Source organism: Streptomyces sp. NPDC004752, assembly GCF_053601275.1.
Genome location: NZ_JBSGBN010000018.1, coordinates 59,509 through 77,737, shown reverse-complemented (window position 1 = coordinate 77,737; position 18,229 = coordinate 59,509). Strand labels below are relative to the sequence as shown.

The following is an 18,229-nucleotide window of genomic DNA, read 5'->3' as shown; positions in this document are numbered from 1 at the left end:
CACAGGTCTCGCTGGCCATCACAGCCCCACACCCTAGCGAGGGACGCATATGTATGGGGACATCCGGGTAGCGACGATGGTTGCACGCTTGGCTGTGCGACGGGTGCACGACCTTGCGCCTACCCGCGCTCAGCCGGGATACGGCGGAAATCTACCGGCCAGCCCACGCACCTCGGCACGGGCCCCGGCGGTGTCGATCTCGCCCCGCAGCACCCCCGCCAGCAGCGCCCCGATCCGGTCCAGCTCCGCTTCCCCCATGCCCTGGGTGGTCACCGCCGCGGTGCCCAGGCGCAGCCCGCGGGCCTCCCCGTGCGGCAGCGCGCAGCAGTCCAGGACCAGCCCCGCGGCGGCGAGCCGGCCCCGCGCGGTCTTCCCGTCGACGCCGAGCGGCGCCGGATCGGCGGTGATCAGATGGGTGTCCGTGCCGCCGGTGGTCACCGCCAGCCCCTCGGCGGCCAGCCGCGCCGCCAGCACCCGCGCGCCCGCGACCACCTGACGGACGTAGGCGGCGAACGCCCCGGTCGCCGCCTCGCCGAAGGCCACCGCCTTCGCGGCGACGGCGTTCATCTGGGCCCCGGCCTGGGTGAACGGGAACACGGCCCGGTCGACGCGTTCGGCCAGTTCGGCCCCGCACAGGATCATCCCGCCGCGCGGCCCGCGCAGCACCTTGTGCGTGGTGGCGCACACCACGTCGGCGTACGGCACCGGGCTGGGCGCCACTCCCCCGGCGACGAGCCCGATCGGATGGGCGGCGTCCGCGATGAGATACGCGCCGACCTCGTCGGCCACCTCCCGGAAGAAGGCGTAGTCCAGGTGCCGGGGGTAGGCGATCGACCCGCACACGATCGCCTTGGGCCGGTGCGAGCGGGCCAGCGCCCGGACCTGGTCCCGGTCGATGAGCCCGGTCTCCGCGTCCACCCCGTATCCGACGAAGTCGAACCAGCGGCCGGAGAAGTTGGCCGGCGAGCCATGAGTGAGGTGACCGCCGTAGGACAGGCCGAGGGCGAGGACGGTGTCGCCGGGCCGCAGCAGAGCGGCGTACGCGGCGAGCACGGCGGAGGAGCCGGAGTGCGGCTGGACGTTGGCGTGCGCGGCGCCGAACAGCGCCCTGGCCCGGTCGACCGCGAGCCGCTCGGCGACGTCCACCAGCTCGCAGCCGCCGTGGTAGCGGGCGCCCGGATAGCCCTCGGCGTACTTGTTGGCGAGCGGCGAGCCCAGCGCCGCAAGCACCGCCGGGGACGCGAAGTTCTCGGCCGCGCTCAGCTGCAGGGTGGTCGACTGCCGGGCCAGTTCGCCCAGCAGGATCTCGGCCACCTCGGGATCCTGCCCGCGCAGCACATCGTCCGCTACGAGGGTGTGGGTGACCGACATGACGGGCTCCCGGGCGGTCGACGGAGACGTACGTCCACTCTAGGCCGGGGGCGGAGGGGGTGCTCGGTCGGCTACATCCGTGCGGGGACACCCGTGAGGGCCGTGACGACCGGGTCCAGGGCCTCGTGTATCTCGTCGCCGATGGACCGGAAGAAGGGCAGGGGCGCGCCGTAGGGGTCGTAGACCTCGTCGGCCTCGGCCGTGGGCGCCAGCAGCCAGCCGCGCAGCGCGGCGGCCGCCCGGACCAGTGCGCGGGCCCGCGCGACCAGGCCGTCCTCCAGCGGTGGCAGCGTCGTCGGGTCTATGGCGCGGACCAGCCGGGTGAACTCCTTCAGCGTGAAGGTCCGCAGCCCCGCCGAATGGCCCATGGAGATGACCTGGGCCCGGTGGTCGCGGGTGGCGGTCAGCACCAGATCGGCCGTGATCACGTGGTCGTCGAGGAGTTCCCGGCCGGTGAAGCCGGAGGCGTCCGCGCCGAACTCGGCCAGCACGGCCTCCGCGTTGGCCTCCATCGGCGCGCCCTCGTGGCCCCAGGTGCCCGCGCTCTCCACGATCAGCCCGCCGCCCAGGATGCCGAGCCGCTCCGTCACGAAATGGCGGGTCAGCCGCTCGGTGATGGGCGAGCGGCACACATTGCCGGTGCTGACGTGGAGGATGCGGAAGGTGTCGCGCGGGAATCCGAAGGTCGTCGTCTCCTCCGCGCTGCTGTCCCCGTTTCCTATGCCACGCATGGGGGTCCCCCCTGGTCGAGCGCAGCCGAGACCTTGGGGGAGTGAGAGCTCCGAACGCAGCTCTTAGGGGCCGTCAATTCGCCACCTCAAGGTCGGGTACGACCTTTCGCAGCTCGTCCGGGGTGAGCGAGCCCTCGCGCAGCAGCACCGGCACCTCACCCGTGACGTCGACGATGGACGACGGCACGATGCCGGGGGTCGGACCGCCGTCGAGGTAGACGGAGACGGAGTCGCCGAGCATCTCCTGGGCGGCGTCGCAGTCCTCCGGCGCCGGGTGGCCGGTGAGGTTGGCCGACGACACGGCCATCGGGCCGACCTCGGTCAGCAGCTCGATGGCGACCGGGTGCAGCGGCATGCGTACGGCGACCGTGCCGCGGGTGTCACCGAGGTCCCACTGCAACGACGGCTGGTGCCTGGCGACCAGCGTAAGGGCGCCCGGCCAGAACGCGTCGACCAGCTCCCACGCCTTCTCGGAGAAGTCCGTGACGAGGCCGTGCAGGGTGTTCGGGGAACCGATGAGGACGGGCGTGGGCATGGCGCGGCCCCGGCCCTTGGCCTCCAGCAGGTCGGCCACGGCCTCCGCGGAGAACGCGTCGGCGCCGATGCCGTAGACGGTGTCGGTCGGCAGCACCACCAGTTCGCCCCGGCGGACCGCGGACGCGGCCTCGCGCAGCCCCGTCGTGCGGTCGGTGGCGTCATTGGTGTCGTATCGCCGTGCCATGTCTAGCGGTCTCCTTCTGTTGTCGCTCGGTTCGCCTCCGGGGTGCCCTCGGCCGGCCGGCTCGCTGCGGCCACCGCGCGCGCCGGCGTCATGGCAGGGCCCTGCGGGCGGTCGCGAACCGGGGGCGGTTGTTGAGGTCGGGGTGGTCGGCCGCGTCGGCCCAGCCCAGCTCCTCGGTGAAGATCCACGGCACCTGGCCGCCCTGGGTGTCGGCATGCTCGATGACGACGACGCCGCCGGGCCGCAGCAGCCGGTGCGCGGTGCGCTCCAGACCACGGATCAGGTCGAGGCCGTCCTCGCCGGAGAACAGGGCCAGCTCCGGGTCGTAGTCGCGCGCTTCGGGGGCGACGTACTCCCACTCGGTGAGCGGGATGTACGGCGGGTTGGAGATGACGAGGTCGACCTGGCCGTCGAGGTCCAGGAAGGCGTCCAGGGCGTTGCCCTGGCGCAGGTCGACCCGGGAGCCCGCCATGTTCTTGCGGGTCCACCGGAGGGCTTCCTCGGACAGCTCGACCGCGTGCACGCGCGAGCGCGGCACCTCCTGGGCGAGGGCGAGCGCGATGGCGCCGGAGCCGGTGCACAGGTCGACGATGAGCGGCTCGACCACGTCCATGGCGCGCACGGCGTCTATGGCCCAACCGACCACCGACTCGGTCTCCGGCCTGGGCACGAAGACACCCGGCCCGACCTGTAGCTCCAGATACCGGAAGTAGGCGCGCCCGGTGATGTGCTGGAGCGGCTCGCGCTGCTCACGGCGGGCGACGACCTCCCAGTAGCGGGCGTCGAAGTCGGAGTCCCGCACGGAGTGCAGCTCCCCCCGCTTCACGCCGTGCACGAACGCGGCGAGTTCCTCCGCATCGTTGCGCGGCGAGGGCACGCCGGCGTCCGCCAGCCGCTGGGCGGCCTGGGCCACCTCCGCGAGCAGCACGCTGCGGGAGGTCGGGGGTCGCCCCCCAAAATGTTGCTGCACGCTCGTCCTCCGGTGTTCGGTACGTCGCCCAGTTGTCCTGGGTGCCTTCAGGCGGCGGCCAGTTTCGCCGCCGAGTCCGCGTCGACACACGCCTGGATCATCGCGTCCAGGTCGCCGTCCAGGACCTGGTCCAAGTTGTACGCCTTGAACCCGACACGGTGGTCCGAGATGCGGTTCTCCGGGAAGTTGTACGTGCGGATCTTCTCGGAGCGGTCGACGGTGCGGACCTGGCTGCGCCGGGCGTCGGCGGCTTCCCGCTCCGCCTCCTCCTGTGCCATGGCGAGCAGCCTGGAGCGCAGGATACGCAGAGCCTGCTCCTTGTTCTGCAACTGGCTCTTCTCGTTCTGGCAGGAGGCGACGACTCCGGTCGGGATGTGCGTGATGCGTACGGCGGAGTCGGTGGTGTTGACGGACTGGCCGCCGGGGCCGGAGGACCGGTAGACGTCGATACGGAGGTCGTTGGGGTTGATCTCCACGTCCACCTCCTCGGCCTCGGGGGTGACGAGGACACCGGCCGCCGAGGTGTGGATCCGGCCCTGGGACTCGGTGGCGGGCACGCGCTGCACCCGGTGCACACCGCCCTCGTACTTCAGCCGCGCCCACACGCCCTGGCCCGGCTCGGTCTGTCCGCGGGACTTCACCGCGACCTGGACGTCCTTGTAGCCGCCCAGCTCGGAGTCGGTGGAGTCGATGATCTCGGTCTTCCAGCCGGCGCGCTCGGCGTAGCGCAGATACATGCGCAGCAGGTCGCCGGCGAACAGGGCCGACTCGTCGCCGCCCGCGCCCGCCTTGATCTCCAGGATGACGTCCTTGTCGTCGCTGGGGTCGCGCGGGATGAGCAGCAGGCGCAGCTTCTCGGTGAGTTCCTCGCGCTGCTTCTCCAGTTCCTTGACCTCGGCGGCGAACTCCGGGTCGTCGGCGGCCAGTTCACGGGCCGTGCCGATGTCGTCGCCGGACTGCTTCCAGGAGCGGTAGGCGGCGACGATCGGAGTCAGCTCGGCGTAGCGCTTGTTGAGCCTGCGCGCGTTGGCCTGGTCGGCGTGGACCGACGGGTCGGCGAGCTTGGTCTCCAGGTCGGCGTGCTCACCGACGAGTTCCTCGACGGCCTCGAACATCTTGGGGCTCCTGTACTGCTCGGAAAAGGGGAAGGCGGGCGACCAAAAACGCCGGTCCCGGGCGTGCCCCGGTGAGGGGCACGGCCGTGGACCGGCGCATGGGGGCTCGCTACTTCTTGGAGCCGGCGGCAGCCTTGCCGAAGCGGGCCTCGAAGCGGGCCACACGGCCACCGGTGTCGAGGATCTTCTGCTTGCCCGTGTAGAACGGGTGGCACTCGGAGCAGACCTCGGCCCGGATGGTGCCGGACTCGATGGTGCTGCGGGTGGTGAACGACGCGCCGCAGGTGCAGCTGACCTGGGTCTCGACGTACCCGGGGTGGATGTCGCGCTTCAAGGTGTCTCCTAGGTTTCGGGAGGGCGCCGGGTCGCTGCCGCGGGGTGCGGGAGCGTGAACCGGAGCCGACTTACCAGTCTGCCAGGACTGGCGCCATCCCCCAAAACCGGGGGGACGGGTCATCTATTCCGCGGGGCGCCTATTGGGGTGCCGCGTTATCGCCGTGGGCGGGTGGCGGTTCGTTGTGGCTGGGCGCGCCGTTCCCCGCGCCCCTTGCGGGGCGATGATCGTGGCCCTTCGTGAAGACCGGAGGGGGTGGCTTACGGGGTGCTGATTACGTTCTTGGCCTTGCCGGTTGCCGTGCCGCTGGTGGCCGTCTTCGGGATCGGGCGGTCGTTCTTCAGGGCGGTCCAGACCAGCTGGGCCCTGGTCTTGTCGAGGAGGACACGGTTCGGGTTCGCGGGGTCGTACCGGACCGGCATCGTGACCATGGTCATGTGCGCGGCGCCGATGCCCTTGAGGCCGTTCGCGAAGCCCACGAGCGACTTGACCGAGCCGAGGTCGGAGTCGGTGGTGACGGTCTTGGTGGCGGTGTCCGCGAGGTCGTACAGCTTCGTCGGGTCGGTGAGGACACCGACCTGATCGACCTGGTCGGCCAGGGCCTTGACGAATGCCTGCTGGAGCTGAATGCGGCCGAGGTCGGAGCCGTCGCCGACGCCGTGCCGGGTGCGGACCAGACCGAGGGCCTGCTCGCCGGTCAGCTTGTGGGTGCCGGCCGTCAGGTCGAGATGGCTCTGCGGGTCGTTGATGTCCTTGGTGGTGGTGACCGTGACCCCGCCCAGCCCGTCGATGAGCTTCTGGAAGCCGCTGAAGTCGACCTCCAGGTAGTGGTCCATGCGGATACCGGTGACGGACTCGACGGTCTTGACCGCGCAGGCGGCGCCGCCGGTGGAGTAGGCGGAGTTGAACATCACGCCGGTCGCGGCCGGGTGGCTGCCGCCGTCGGTGTCGGTGCACTCGGGGCGGTCGACCAGGGTGTCACGGGGCACGGAGACCACACTGGCCGTCCGGTGGCCCTCGTAGACATGGACGATCATCGCCGTGTCGGAGCGGGCGCTGCCGTCGTCGGCGCCGCCGCCGAGCTTGTGGTTGGAGCCGGAGCGCGAGTCCGAGCCGAGGACCAGGATGTTCTCGGAACCGTTGTCGGTCTTCGTCGGCCGGTCGGTGCCCAGGGCCTGGTTGATGTCGACGCTCTTGATGTTGCCGTTGAGCTTGAAGTACACGTACCCGGCGCCCATGCCGCCCAGGACCACGATGCCCGCGGCCGTCCAGGCCGTGATCAGCAGGCCCTTGCCGCGCTTGCGCGCCCTGCGATGGCGGGCCCCTGGGGTGCCGGACTCGGGTATGCCGGGCTCCGGTGTGCTCTCGGCGGACATGTGCTCCTCGGTCCTGGTCGGGTCGTTCGGGTTACCCCCTGCTTCGAGGGACGCTCACGGTGCCTGTCACACCATCGTCGCTCCGCCCGGTCAGACGGCGAAACCGGGCACAGCGTTGCACAACGTGCTGTGCCCGCCCTGTGCAAGGGTGGGCACAGCAGGTAGGGACCCGGGCCGGACGAGCCCGGCTCACCTGGGGTTTCAGCCCCAGATGTCGTACTGCTGGTAGCCGGTGCCGAGCGAGATCCTTGTGGTGAAGATCTCGCTGGTGCCCTTGCCGCTGCCCTTGTACAGGTAGAGCGTGCCGCTCTTGGTACGGGCCAGGTAGTCGGCCTTGCCGTCGCCGGTGAGGTCACCGACGGCGTCGAAGGCGTTGAAACCGGTCCAGGCGCTGCCGACCTTGACCCGGGCGGAGAACGCCCCGCTGCCGGCCTTGCCGGTGCCCTTGTACAGGTACAGGTCCCCGGTGCTGCTCTTGCGGGCGAGCAGGTCGGCCTTGCCGTCGCCGTTGAAATCGCCGTGGCCGCGCAGGGAGTTGTACTGGTTCCAGCCCGTGCCGACGCTCACCCGCGAGGCGAAGGTGCCGTTGCCCTTGCCCGGGTAGATCCACAGGGTGCCGCCGGAGTCGACGGACAGCACGTCGGGCAGATAGTCACCGGTGACGTCACCGGGCGTGATGATCCGGGTACGGGTCTTCCAGCCGGTGAAGATCTTCGTCTTCGCCCAGGAGCCGCTGACGGTCACGTAGTGCATCCAGTAGACGTCGCCGGTGGCGCTGTCGCGGACCACCAGGTCCTGGAGGCCGTCGCGGTCGAGGTCGGTCTGCAGGACGACGTTGACGCTGCTCCAGTTGCCCCAGGAGGTGCGGGCGGCGAGCGAGGACCCCGTGGAGTCCTTCTCATAGCCGGTCTTGCTGGCGGCGGCGCGCACCCAGATGTCGGCCTTGTTGTCGGTGTCGCCGAGGTTCGCGTCATCGACCTGCGCGTAGGCGGCCCCGACATAGGTGCTGACCTTGGTGAAGACGCTGTAGGCGCCGGCTGCGACGCAGTCCGTCACGCCCCAGGAGACGACGCCCACGATCCGGCCGCCGACCACGAGCGGGCCTCCGGAGTCGCCGTTGCAGGCGGCGGTGGTGCCGGTGTCGCTGCCGGTGGCGGGCTTGCCCGCGCACACCATGTGCCCCTTGACGAAGTCGGCGCCGTAGGCGTCGGCGCAGGTGGTATCCGACTGCACGGGCAGCGTGGCCGTCTTCAGCGTCTCGGAGATGTCGTCGGACGTGGAACTGGTGCGGCCCCAGCCGTACACCGTGGCGGTGGTGCCCGGGGCGTACGAGGCGGTGTCGCCGGACGTCGTCATCCGGATCGGGGTGGCCTTGACCGGGGTGCCCAGGGTGAGCACCGCGATGTCGTTGTCGAGCGTGTTCGCGCTGTACGACGGGTGGTTCCACTGGCGCAGCACACCGGTGACGGTGCCACCGTGCAGGTCCGCACCGCCGGTGGCGTCGCTGGTCGGCAGCTGGGAGGTACCGGTGACGATCGCGCCATTGGCCTTCCAGTTGTAGCCCTTGACGCAGTGCGCGGCGGTGAGGATCTTCGTCGGCGAGACGACCGTGCCGCCGCAGAAGAAGCCGATGTCATCGCTCTCGGTGGCGGTGCCCCGGTCGTCGTAGTACCAGAGCTGGGCCATCCACGGGGCCGAGGTGATGGTGGTCTGGGTGCCGCTGATGATCTTCGGATCGATGGCGGTGGCGCGGGTGTCCGCGCTGAGCGACGCCTTGTCGGCCGACTGCCCCGGGGTGTCGTCCCCGGCGAGGGCACCCGCGACGCGCTGCTCCAGCGTGGCGAGCGAGGGTGTGGCGAGGGCCGGCCGGACCGTCGGGGTCGGCAGGACACCGGCCGCGTCCGCGGAGCTGGTCAGCAGCGCGGCGGCGAGGGCCGCGGCGACGCCGACGGCGGCGACGGGCAGCCCGATGCGTATCCGACGTCGGTGACGGCCGCCGGACAGGGTGATGGGCAAGGAGGTCCCCCCAGAGGAACAGGCGTGGGCAGGGGTGCAAAGGCACACCTGTTCCTCTCTGCGCCAAAAGGCCGGTTCCCGTCACATAGCGACGGGAACCGGCCCTTATCGCGGCCTTTATCACCCCGGAGAGACGACCCGAAGGAGCACGGGCAACTACGCAACCCCCAAGGAGCACGGGGAACTACGCAACAAACCACAACCCACCCGCACCCGACCAACGACAGCCACCCCCCAAGGGGCGCGGGGAACTGCGCGACAAGCCACAATGCACCCGCAGCCGACCAACAACAGCCGCCCCCAAGGGGCGCGGGGAACTGCGCGACAAGCCACAACCCACCCGCAGCCGACCACCGCAGACGCTCAACGCCGCTGCCGCCCCGGCCAAACCCAGCGGAGCGCCTAGTCGCCGTTGCCCGGCGTAGGCGTCGTCTTCTGGATCTGCATCAGGAACTCGACGTTCGACTTGGTCTGCTTCATCTTGTCGAGGAGCAGTTCGATCGCCTGCTGCTGGTCGAGCGCGTGCAGCACCCGCCGCAGCTTCCAGACGATGCCCAACTCCTCGGCGCCGAGCAGGATCTCCTCCTTGCGGGTGCCGGACGCGTCGACGTCCACCGCCGGGAAGATCCGCTTGTCGGCGAGCTTCCGGTCCAGCTTCAGCTCCATGTTGCCGGTGCCCTTGAACTCCTCGAAGATCACCTCGTCCATGCGGGACCCGGTGTCCACCAGGGCGGTGGCGAGGATGGTCAGCGAACCGCCGTCCTCGATGTTCCGCGCCGCACCGAAGAACCGCTTCGGCGGGTACAGGGCGGTCGAGTCGACACCACCGGACAGGATGCGTCCGGAGGCGGGCGCGGCCAGGTTGTACGCACGGCCCAGACGCGTGATCGAGTCGAGCAGCACAACGACGTCGTGGCCCAGCTCCACCAGGCGCTTGGCCCGCTCGATGGCCAGCTCCGCGACCGTGGTGTGGTCCTCGGCCGGACGGTCGAAGGTCGAGGAGATGACCTCGCCCTTGACCGACCGCTGCATGTCGGTGACCTCTTCCGGACGCTCGTCGACGAGGACGACCATCAGGTGGCACTCGGGGTTGTTGTGGGTGATCGCGTTGGCGATCGCCTGCATGATCATGGTCTTGCCGGTCTTCGGCGGGGCCACGATCAGACCGCGCTGGCCCTTGCCGATGGGCGAGACGAGGTCGATGATCCGGGTGGTGAGGACGCCGGGGTCGGTCTCCAGGCGGAGCCGGTCCTGCGGGTACAGCGGGGTCAGCTTGTTGAACTCCGGTCGGCCGCGGCCGTGTTCGGGCGCCATGCCGTTGACGGAGTCCAGCCGGACCAACGCGTTGAACTTCTCGCGCCGCTCGCCTTCCTTGGGCTGGCGGACCGCGCCGGTGATGTGATCGCCCTTGCGCAGGCCGTTCTTGCGGACCTGAGCGAGGGAGACATACACATCGTTCGGACCCGGAAGGTACCCGGACGTCCGAATGAAGGCGTAGTTGTCCAGGATGTCCAGGATGCCCGCGACGGGGATCAGGACGTCGTCCTCGGCGAGCTGCGGCTCGGCGACATCGTCACGGCCGCGCCGGCCCCGACGGTCGCGGTAGCGGCCGCGCCGGCCCCGACGGCCTTCGAAGTCGTCGTCGTCCTGCTGCTGCTGCCGGTCCTGCCGACTGCCCTGCTGGCTCTGCGGCCGGCCCTGCCCCTGACCCTGCTGCTCCTCGCCCTTGCCCCGGCGGTCGCGGTCACGGTCACGGCCGCGCTCGCGGCGGTCGCGACGGCCGCGGCCCTCGCCCTCACCGCCGTCGCCCTTGGCCTCGCCCTGCGCGGCGCCGCCGGCCTGCTCGGCCGACGTCGCGGTCTTGGCGGCCGGAGTCTCGGCCCTGGCCTCGCTCTTCGCCTCGGCGACTACGGTCTCGGGGCTGCCCGCTTCGGCGGTGGCGCGGCGCCGGCGGCGCTCACCGGGGGCCTCGTCATCGGCACCCGCCTGCTCGGCGGGGGCCGGGACCTTGGGGGAGGTCTGGCCGGGGATCTCGATCTGCTGCTGGACCACGGACTTGTCAGCGGGCGCCTCGGCCTTGGTCTCGGCCTTCTTGTCCGCCTCCTCGCCCGTACGGGTCCGGGAGGTGGTCCGGCGCTTCGGCTTGGTCTCGGTGGCGTCCGCCTTGGCGGCGGGTGCACCTCCCCCAGCGGGGGAACCCCCCGCCTGCGCCTCCTTGATGACCTCGATCAGCTGGCTCTTGCGCATGCGCGCCGTGCCCCTGATGCCGAGGCCGGATGCGACCTGCTGCAGCTCGGCCAGCACCATGCCCTCAAGGCCGGTACCGCGGCGCCGCCGGGAGCCGGTACCGCCGGCAGGCGCGGAGGCGTCCGTGGCGGGCGCGGCAGCGGTCTCCTCGACACGTGCGCCCATCAGATCGGTGGTGTCGCTCACGAAGGGTCCTTCCCTGGAGCGGACGTCGGCCTGTCTGGCTCGGCGACCGGTTGTGCTGTCCGGCTTCGGCCCTTGCTGTGTGGACCGTGCCGGGGCGGTGGTCCGCCAAAGCGGCGGAAGAGATATCTGGTGATGGCGCTTCCTTGAGCCGTGGCACCCAGTGTCACGTGGCGTGGTCGCACCGATTCCGGAGCGTGCCCGGCGATCCGCTCAGTGCCCGAGTGCGGCGTACTGCCCAGGTACGACGTACCGAACACGAAGTGGCTTGGGAGGCTCCCGGAAGAATGTCTGTCCCGGACGGGGACATGAAGCACCTCGCCATGGTGAGGTCGGGTGCAGACTTGAGGTTAACACTACCGGATCCAACAAACATTCCCCCTCTCCAAATCCGGCAACCGGGTGTCAGGTCGCAAGCGGAAGCACGCTCGCTCCCTGAAGGTCCAGGCCCAGCCGGTTGGCGGCCCAGCCGACGCCCGCCAGGGCCTGCACCTTGTCGGCCGTGCCGGCTTCGGCCAGCGCCATGACGGTGGGTCCGGCGCCGGAGATCACCGCGGGGATCCCGTCGGCGCGCAGCCGCTCCACCAGCGCGGCGCTCTCCGGCATCGCCGGTGCCCGGTACTCCTGGTGGAGGCGGTCCTCGGTGGCCGCAAGCAGCAGCTCGGGACGCCTGGTCAGGGCCTCGACGAGCAGGGCGGCGCGGCCCGCGTTGGCGGCGGCGTCGACATGCGGCACGGTGCGCGGCAGCAGGCCGCGCGCGGTCTCGGTGAGAACTGGCTTCCCGGGCACGAAAACCACCGGAACGATGGAATCGTCGGGCTCCATCCTGATCGCCCGGGCGGCGCCCTGCTCCGTCCAGGACAGCGTGAAACCACCGAGCAGACACGCCGCCACATTGTCGGGGTGGCCCTCGATCTCGGTGGCCAGTTCCAGCAGGGCGGCGTCGTCGAGCCGACCCTCGCCGCCTATGGTCACCGCCCGCGCGGCGACGATGCCCGCGCAGATGGCGGCGGAGGAGGAGCCCAGACCGCGGCCGTGCGGAATGCGGTTGGCGCAGACGATCTCCAGGCCCCGGGGCTGTCCGCCCAGCAGATCGAAGGCGGTACGCAGGGAGCGTACGAGGAGGTGGTTCTCGTCACGAGCGAGCGTCTCGCTGCCCTCGCCCGCGATGTCGATGTGCAGCCCGGAGTCGGCCACCCGGACGACCACGTCGTCGTACAGCCCCAGCGCGAGGCCGAGGGCGTCGAAGCCCGGGCCGAGGTTGGCGCTGGTGGCGGGAACGCGCACCCGGACGGCGGCGGCGCGGAACGCTGGACCGGCCATCGCTCGATGACTCTCCTTGAGCTGCGTGCTTGTCGAATGACAGTCGATTTGACATTCGATACGTGCGTACGGTGAGGCCCTCGGGCCGCAAGAACGGCGCGGCACCGCTGTATGCGGGGGCATATGCGGCAGGCGGGTTATGCACAGCCTATCGAAGGAAGGTTCTGTGGCGACATAGGGCGCACAGGAGGCGCACGATGCGTGTCCCAAGCCCCCTGTGCACCCCTCGTAGGGGGTCCCCGGGTCAGGACGCCGGGAGGGCCGGCCCGGTCGACCCGCCCGAAGGTCGTGCCGGTTCGGCCCGCGAGACCGTCAGACGAGCCCCAGCCGCTGGGCCGCGGACGCGGCGTCGACCGGGACGGTGACCGGCTGCGGGGCACCCGCGACGGCCCAGTCGGGGTCCTTGAGGCCGTTGCCCGTGACCGTGCAGACGATGCGCTGACCGGGGTCGACCAGGCCCTGCTCGGTCGCCTTCAGCAGACCGGCCACCGACGCGGCGGACGCGGGCTCCACGAAGACGCCCTCCTGCGCGGCCAACAGCCGGTAGGCGCGCAGGATCTCACGGTCCGTCACCTCGTCGATGAGGCCGCCCGACTCGTCCCGGGCGCGCAGGGCGTACTGCCAGGACGCGGGGTTGCCGATACGGATGGCGGTGGCGATGGTCGAGGGGTCCTTGACGATCTCACCCCGCACGATCGGGGCACTGCCCGACGCCTGGAAGCCCCACATCCGGGGGGTCCGGGCCGCCACCCCGTCCGCGGCGTACTCCTGGTAGCCCTTCCAGTACGCGGTGATGTTGCCCGCGTTGCCGACCGGCAGTACATGGATGTCCGGTGCGTCGCCCAGCATGTCCACGATTTCGAAGGCGGCCGTCTTCTGTCCCTCGATGCGCACCGGGTTGACCGAATTGACCAGCGCCACCGGGTAGTTGTCGCTCAGGTTACGGGCGAGTGTGAGGCAGTCGTCGAAGTTGCCGTCGACCTGGAGGATCTTCGCGCCGTGCACCAGGGCCTGGCCCATCTTGCCGAGCGCGATCTTGCCCTGCGGGACGAGCACGGCCGAGACCATTCCGGCCCGCACCGCGTACGCGGCGGCGGAGGCGGACGTGTTGCCGGTGGAGGCGCAGATGACCGCCTTCGCCCCCTCCTCCTTGGCCTTGCTGATGGCCATGGTCATGCCGCGGTCCTTGAAGGACCCCGTCGGGTTCGCGCCCTCCACCTTCAGGTGGACCTCGCAGCCCGTGCGCTCGGAGAGCACCTGCGCGGGCACGAGGGGCGTGCCGCCCTCGCGGAGCGTCACGACCGGCGTGGTGTCGGATACCGGCAACCGGTCCCGGTACTCCTCGATGATTCCGCGCCACTGGTGGGTCATTGCTCGTTACTCTCCTTCAACCCGCATGATGCTGGCGACACCCCGCACGGTGTCGAGCTTGCGCAGCGCCTCGACGGTCCCGGACAGGGAGGCGTCGGACGCGCGGTGGGTGACGACGACGAGCGCTGCCTCACCGCCCTCTCGTCGCCCACCACCCTGTTCGATGGCGACCGCGTCGCCGCCGCTCTGATTTCTGCCTTGCTGCCGAACCGTATCGATGGACACCCCGTGCTCGGCGAACACGGTGGCGACCTGGGCGAGAACGCCCGGTTTATCGGCGACGTCAAGGCTGATGTGATAGCGCGTGACGACGTCGCCCATGGGCGAGACGGGCAGCGCGGCGTACGCCGACTCGCCGGGCCCCGTGGCCCCGCCCAGCCGGTTGCGGCAGACAGCGACCAGGTCACCGAGGACCGCGGAGGCGGTGGGGGCGCCGCCCGCGCCGGGACCGTAGAACATGAGCTGCCCGGCAGCGTCCGACTCGACGAACACGGCGTTGTACGCGCCGCGCACGGAGGCGAGCGGGTGGCTCAGCGGAATCATCGCGGGGTGCACGCGTGCGGTGACCGACCCGCCGTCCTCGGCCCGCTCGCAGAGGGCGAGCAGCTTGATGGTGCACCCGATCTGTTTGGCCGAGGCGAAGTCGGCGGCGGTGACCTCGGTCATGCCCTCGCGGTAGACGTCGTCGAGGCGCACGCGCGTGTGGAAGGCGATCCCGGCGAGGATGGCGGCCTTGGCCGCGGCGTCGAAGCCCTCGACGTCGGCGGTGGGATCGGCCTCCGCGTACCCGAGGGCGGTGGCCTCGTCCAGCGCCTCCTGGTAGCCGGCCCCCGTGGAGTCCATCTTGTCGAGGATGAAGTTGGTGGTGCCGTTGACGATGCCGAGCACACGGTTGACCTTGTCCCCCGCGAGGGACTCGCGCAGCGGCCGGATCAGCGGGATGGCACCGGCGACTGCGGCCTCGTAGTAGAGGTCCTCGCCGTGCTCCTCGGCTGCGGCGTGCAGGGCGGCGCCGTCCTGGGCGAGCAGCGCCTTGTTGGCGGAGACGACGGAGGCGCCGTGCTCGAAGGCCGTGGTGATGAGGGTGCGGGCGGGCTCGATGCCGCCGATCACCTCGACGACGACGTCGATGTCGCCGCGCTTGACCAGGGCGGTGGCGTCGGTGGTGACCAGCGCCGGGTCGATGCCCTGGCGCACCCGGTCGGGCCGGCGCACGGCCACGCCCGCCAGTTCCACCGGGGCTCCGATGCGGGCGGCGAGGTCGTCGGCGTGCGTCGTCATGATGCGCGCCACCTCTGAGCCGACAACCCCACAGCCCAGCAGCGCCACCTTCAGCGGACGCGTACGCATCATCCGACCTCGTTTCCTCATACCGTCTACGGTTGGACCAGTTTCACGCACGGGACGGCGGTTTCTACCCTTCGTCCGGATCGTGAGACGTCTATTTCATTGTGCCGGGCCGGAAAGCCGGAGATCTTCCGGCCCCCGCCGACGCCGCCGTCGCCCACCGCCACAGCCGACCCTGTCACGGGTCCTGACGCCGGACCTGACTGCGGTCCTGACACCGGTCCTGTCACTGGGCTCTCCGGGTATCCGGGTATCCGGGTATCCGGGTATCCGGGTATCCGGGTATCCGGGTATCCGGGTATCCGGGTATCCGGGTCACCCGACGTCGAGCCGGAGGAGATCCTCCTCGGTCTCGCGCCGGACGATCACCCGGGCCTCGCCGTCGCGCACCGCGACCACCGGCGGCCTGAGCACATGGTTGTAGTTGCTGGCCATGGACCGGCAGTAGGCGCCGGTCGCCGGGACCGCGATGAGGTCACCGGGTGCCAGGTCGGCCGGCAGGAAGGCGTCCTTGACCACGATGTCCCCGCTCTCGCAGTGCTTGCCGACGACCCGGCACAGCATCGGCCCGGCGTCCGAGGTCCGGGAGACGAGCGCCACGCTGTACTCGGCGTCGTACAGCGCGGTCCGGATGTTGTCGGACATGCCACCGTCGACGGAGACATAGGTCCGCAGCCCGTCGAGCGGCTTGACGGTGCCGACCTCGTACAGCGTGAACGCGGTCGGCCCGACGATGGCGCGGCCGGGCTCGACGGAGATGCGCGGGGTGCGCAGCCGGGCGGCCTCGCAGGCGCCGGAGACGATCTCGGTGAGCGCCTTGGCGATCTCGTGCGGCTCGCGCGGGTCGTCGTCACTGGTGTACGCGATCCCGAGCCCGCCGCCGAGGTCGATCTCCGGCAGTTCCAGGCCGTGCTCGTCCCGGATGTCCTTGAGCAGGCCGACCACCCGGTGGGCGGCGACCTCGAAGCCGGACATGTCGAAGATCTGCGACCCGATGTGACTGTGGACGCCGATGACCTCGAGCCCGTCCAGCCGCAGCGCCCGCCGCACGGCCTCCGCGGCCTGCCCGCCGGCCAGCGGGATGCCGAACTTCTGGTCCTCGTGGGCGGTGGCGATGAACTCGTGCGTGTGGGCCTCCACACCCACGGTGACCCGGATCTGGACCTTCTGCCGCTTCCCCAGGGACTGCGCGATATGCGCGACCCGCACGATCTCCTGGAACGAGTCGAGAACGATCCGGCCGACACCGGCCCGCACGGCCCGCTCGATCTCCTCGGCGGACTTGTTGTTGCCGTGGAAGGCGATCCGCTCGGGCGGCATGCCCGCGGAGAGCGCGGTGGCCAGCTCGCCCCCGGAGCACACGTCCAGATTGAGCCCCTCCTCGTGCAACCAGCGCACCACGGCGCGCGACAGAAATGCCTTCCCGGCGTAGAAGACGTCGGCGTCGTTCCCGAAGGCGGTGCGCCAGGCCCGCGCCCGGATCCGGAAGTCCCCCTCGTCGAGGAGGTACGCGGGCGTGCCGAACTCCTCGGCGAGCCGCTTGACGTCGACGCCGCCGACGGTGACGACCCCGTCGGCGTCACGGCCGACGGTGTGGGCCCACACCTTGGTGTCGAGCGCGTTGAGGTCGGCGGGCGGGGCGGAGTAGTGCCCCTCGGGGAGGACGTCGGCGTGACGGGGCCCGGCGGGGTGTGCGGAACGACTCATGACAGTGGCTCTCTGACTCTCAGGCTCTCAAGGCTTGCTTGCTCCGGTGCTCTCCAGGACTTTCACCAGGGCACTCAGAGGTGTTCGGGGGCGTCGATGCCGAGCAGGGACAGGCCGCCGGCCAGCACCGTCCCGACGGCTTCGGCAAGCGCGAGCCGGGCACGGTGGGCGGCCGTGGGTTTCTCCTCGCCGTGCGGCAGCACGGTCAGCAGAAACGGCAGCGCGGCATCGGCGACGGCGACAAGGTGCCGCGCGATCCGGTCCGGACCACGGTGAACGGCGGCGGCACGGAGGATACGGGGGTGGTCGGCGAGGGCGACGAGAAGGGGGCGTACGTCCGGTGTCGGCGCGCGGGCCGCAAGTGTGCCGTGGGTTTCCGCCGTCGGCGCGCGGGCCGCAAGGCTGCCGTTGGCTTCCGCCGCCGTCGGGTGGGTCGCGATGACCATGCCCGTGTCCCTCGGGTGGGCAGAGGTGACCGCGAGGCGGACGGGTGTGACCGGGCCCGTGGCCGTCGGGCGGGCGGGTGTGGCCGTTGCCAGTGCGGCCGTTGCCGGTACGGGCGTCAGGTCGGCCGTACCGGCGATGGCCGTTGTCGTCAGATCGTCGCCGGGTTCGGCGGTGAAGGCGAGGCGGGCGGCGTTGCGGGTGAGGGCCCGGGTGCGGGCGTACGCGTAACGGACCCGGAAGAGGGGATTGCCCTCGCGCTGGACCAGATGATCGGCGGTGATCCGGGGCCGGTCGTGCGGGGCGGGATACAGCAGCGCCCAGCGGGCGGCGTCGGGACCGAGCGGGGCGGGGTCCTCCGGGGCCGGTACGGGACGCAGGTTCACCGGCTCACCGTGGTCGATCTCGACCCGACCGCCCTGGGCCGCCACGATCCGCACCAGCGCGTCGGCGACGACCTCGGCCCGCGCCTCGTACGGCACGCGCAACGCGACGATCTGCCCGGCGAGGGCGTCGCCATGACCGTAGCCGGTCCCCCGGTCCCGGATCTCACGCACGAGCGCCCCGACGGACGCCGCACCCGGCTCCAGGCTGATGTTGATGAACCCGGGGCCGGTGACGACGACGTCACCGACTCCCTGGGCGTCGACGAGATGCGGCCGCAGAATCTCGGCTACGCGTCGAGCGGGCTGCCCGGCCGAGCGGGCCAGCTGCAGGGCGATGGTGGTCGCGTAGTCCCCGCACCCCCCGGGCCCGGGCACGGTCACCACGGCCCGCTCAGGCACGGTCACGCTCAGCTCCCCCTCGTCCACAGCACGACGCACCGCGCACAGCACGGTACGGGAGAGCTCGACGGGGGTCACGGGACAAGCGTAGGGGAGGACGGGGGTGGGTAGGCGAGCCGGTTCGAACAGGGCCCGGGATATGAACGCCGACACACGACCAGTCAGCCACGGCCCGCCGGGGAGAAGAA

14 protein-coding genes are annotated in these 18,229 nt (G+C 71.0%); all 14 read right to left on the bottom strand.

Annotated features, from left to right (window positions below):
• Window positions 1-129: 129 nt before the first annotated feature.
• Entirely contained in the window at window positions 130-1,371 is a 1,242-nt protein-coding gene (locus ACWEKM_RS10510) for a serine hydroxymethyltransferase (RefSeq protein ID WP_451620767.1), read from the bottom strand.
• A 71-nt stretch (window positions 1,372-1,442) separates the two neighbouring features.
• Complete coding sequence (locus ACWEKM_RS10505) at window positions 1,443-2,102, bottom strand: arsenate reductase/protein-tyrosine-phosphatase family protein (RefSeq protein ID WP_451620766.1); 660 nt, start codon at window positions 2,100-2,102, stop codon at window positions 1,443-1,445.
• A gap of 73 nt (window positions 2,103-2,175) precedes the next feature.
• Window positions 2,176-2,823 carry an L-threonylcarbamoyladenylate synthase gene (locus ACWEKM_RS10500; RefSeq protein ID WP_451620765.1) on the bottom strand — a complete coding sequence of 216 codons (648 nt, stop codon included), beginning with the start codon at window positions 2,821-2,823 and terminating at the stop codon, window positions 2,176-2,178.
• A gap of 88 nt (window positions 2,824-2,911) precedes the next feature.
• A complete protein-coding gene (gene prmC / locus ACWEKM_RS10495; protein WP_451620764.1) occupies window positions 2,912-3,751 on the bottom strand; it encodes a peptide chain release factor N(5)-glutamine methyltransferase in 840 nt (279 codons plus the stop codon).
• An 89-nt stretch (window positions 3,752-3,840) separates the two neighbouring features.
• Window positions 3,841-4,908 (bottom strand): peptide chain release factor 1, encoded by a 1,068-nt coding sequence (gene prfA, locus ACWEKM_RS10490; RefSeq protein ID WP_451620763.1) that lies wholly within the window; start codon window positions 4,906-4,908, stop codon window positions 3,841-3,843.
• A 109-nt stretch (window positions 4,909-5,017) separates the two neighbouring features.
• Window positions 5,018-5,242, bottom strand: coding sequence for a 50S ribosomal protein L31 (gene rpmE, locus ACWEKM_RS10485; RefSeq protein WP_451620762.1), 225 nt, complete (start codon window positions 5,240-5,242; stop codon window positions 5,018-5,020).
• 260 nt (window positions 5,243-5,502) lie between these two features.
• Window positions 5,503-6,618 (bottom strand): LCP family protein, encoded by a 1,116-nt coding sequence (locus ACWEKM_RS10480; RefSeq protein ID WP_451620761.1) that lies wholly within the window; start codon window positions 6,616-6,618, stop codon window positions 5,503-5,505.
• Between the two features lie 201 nt (window positions 6,619-6,819).
• On the bottom strand, window positions 6,820-8,595 hold the full coding sequence (locus ACWEKM_RS10475) for a trypsin-like serine protease (protein ID WP_451620787.1): 1,776 nt from the start codon (window positions 8,593-8,595) through the stop codon (window positions 6,820-6,822).
• A gap of 441 nt (window positions 8,596-9,036) precedes the next feature.
• Window positions 9,037-11,067 (bottom strand): transcription termination factor Rho, encoded by a 2,031-nt coding sequence (rho, locus tag ACWEKM_RS10470; RefSeq protein ID WP_451620760.1) that lies wholly within the window; start codon window positions 11,065-11,067, stop codon window positions 9,037-9,039.
• Between the two features lie 402 nt (window positions 11,068-11,469).
• Window positions 11,470-12,387: a homoserine kinase gene (thrB, locus tag ACWEKM_RS10465; RefSeq protein WP_451620759.1), complete on the bottom strand. Its 918-nt coding sequence runs from the start codon at window positions 12,385-12,387 to the stop codon at window positions 11,470-11,472.
• A 312-nt stretch (window positions 12,388-12,699) separates the two neighbouring features.
• Window positions 12,700-13,758, bottom strand: a complete 1,059-nt coding sequence (thrC, locus tag ACWEKM_RS10460; protein WP_451620758.1) for a threonine synthase — start codon at window positions 13,756-13,758, stop codon at window positions 12,700-12,702.
• 6 nt (window positions 13,759-13,764) lie between these two features.
• The gene (locus tag ACWEKM_RS10455; RefSeq protein ID WP_451620757.1) at window positions 13,765-15,111 is read right to left on the bottom strand and encodes a homoserine dehydrogenase; all 1,347 of its coding nucleotides are present in this window, start codon (window positions 15,109-15,111) and stop codon (window positions 13,765-13,767) included.
• 309 nt (window positions 15,112-15,420) lie between these two features.
• Window positions 15,421-16,812, bottom strand: coding sequence for a diaminopimelate decarboxylase (gene lysA, locus ACWEKM_RS10450; RefSeq protein WP_451620756.1), 1,392 nt, complete (start codon window positions 16,810-16,812; stop codon window positions 15,421-15,423).
• Between the two features lie 74 nt (window positions 16,813-16,886).
• Window positions 16,887-18,119, bottom strand: a complete 1,233-nt coding sequence (nrtL, locus tag ACWEKM_RS10445; protein WP_451620755.1) for an ArgS-related anticodon-binding protein NrtL — start codon at window positions 18,117-18,119, stop codon at window positions 16,887-16,889.
• Between the last annotated feature and the right edge of the window lie 110 nt (window positions 18,120-18,229).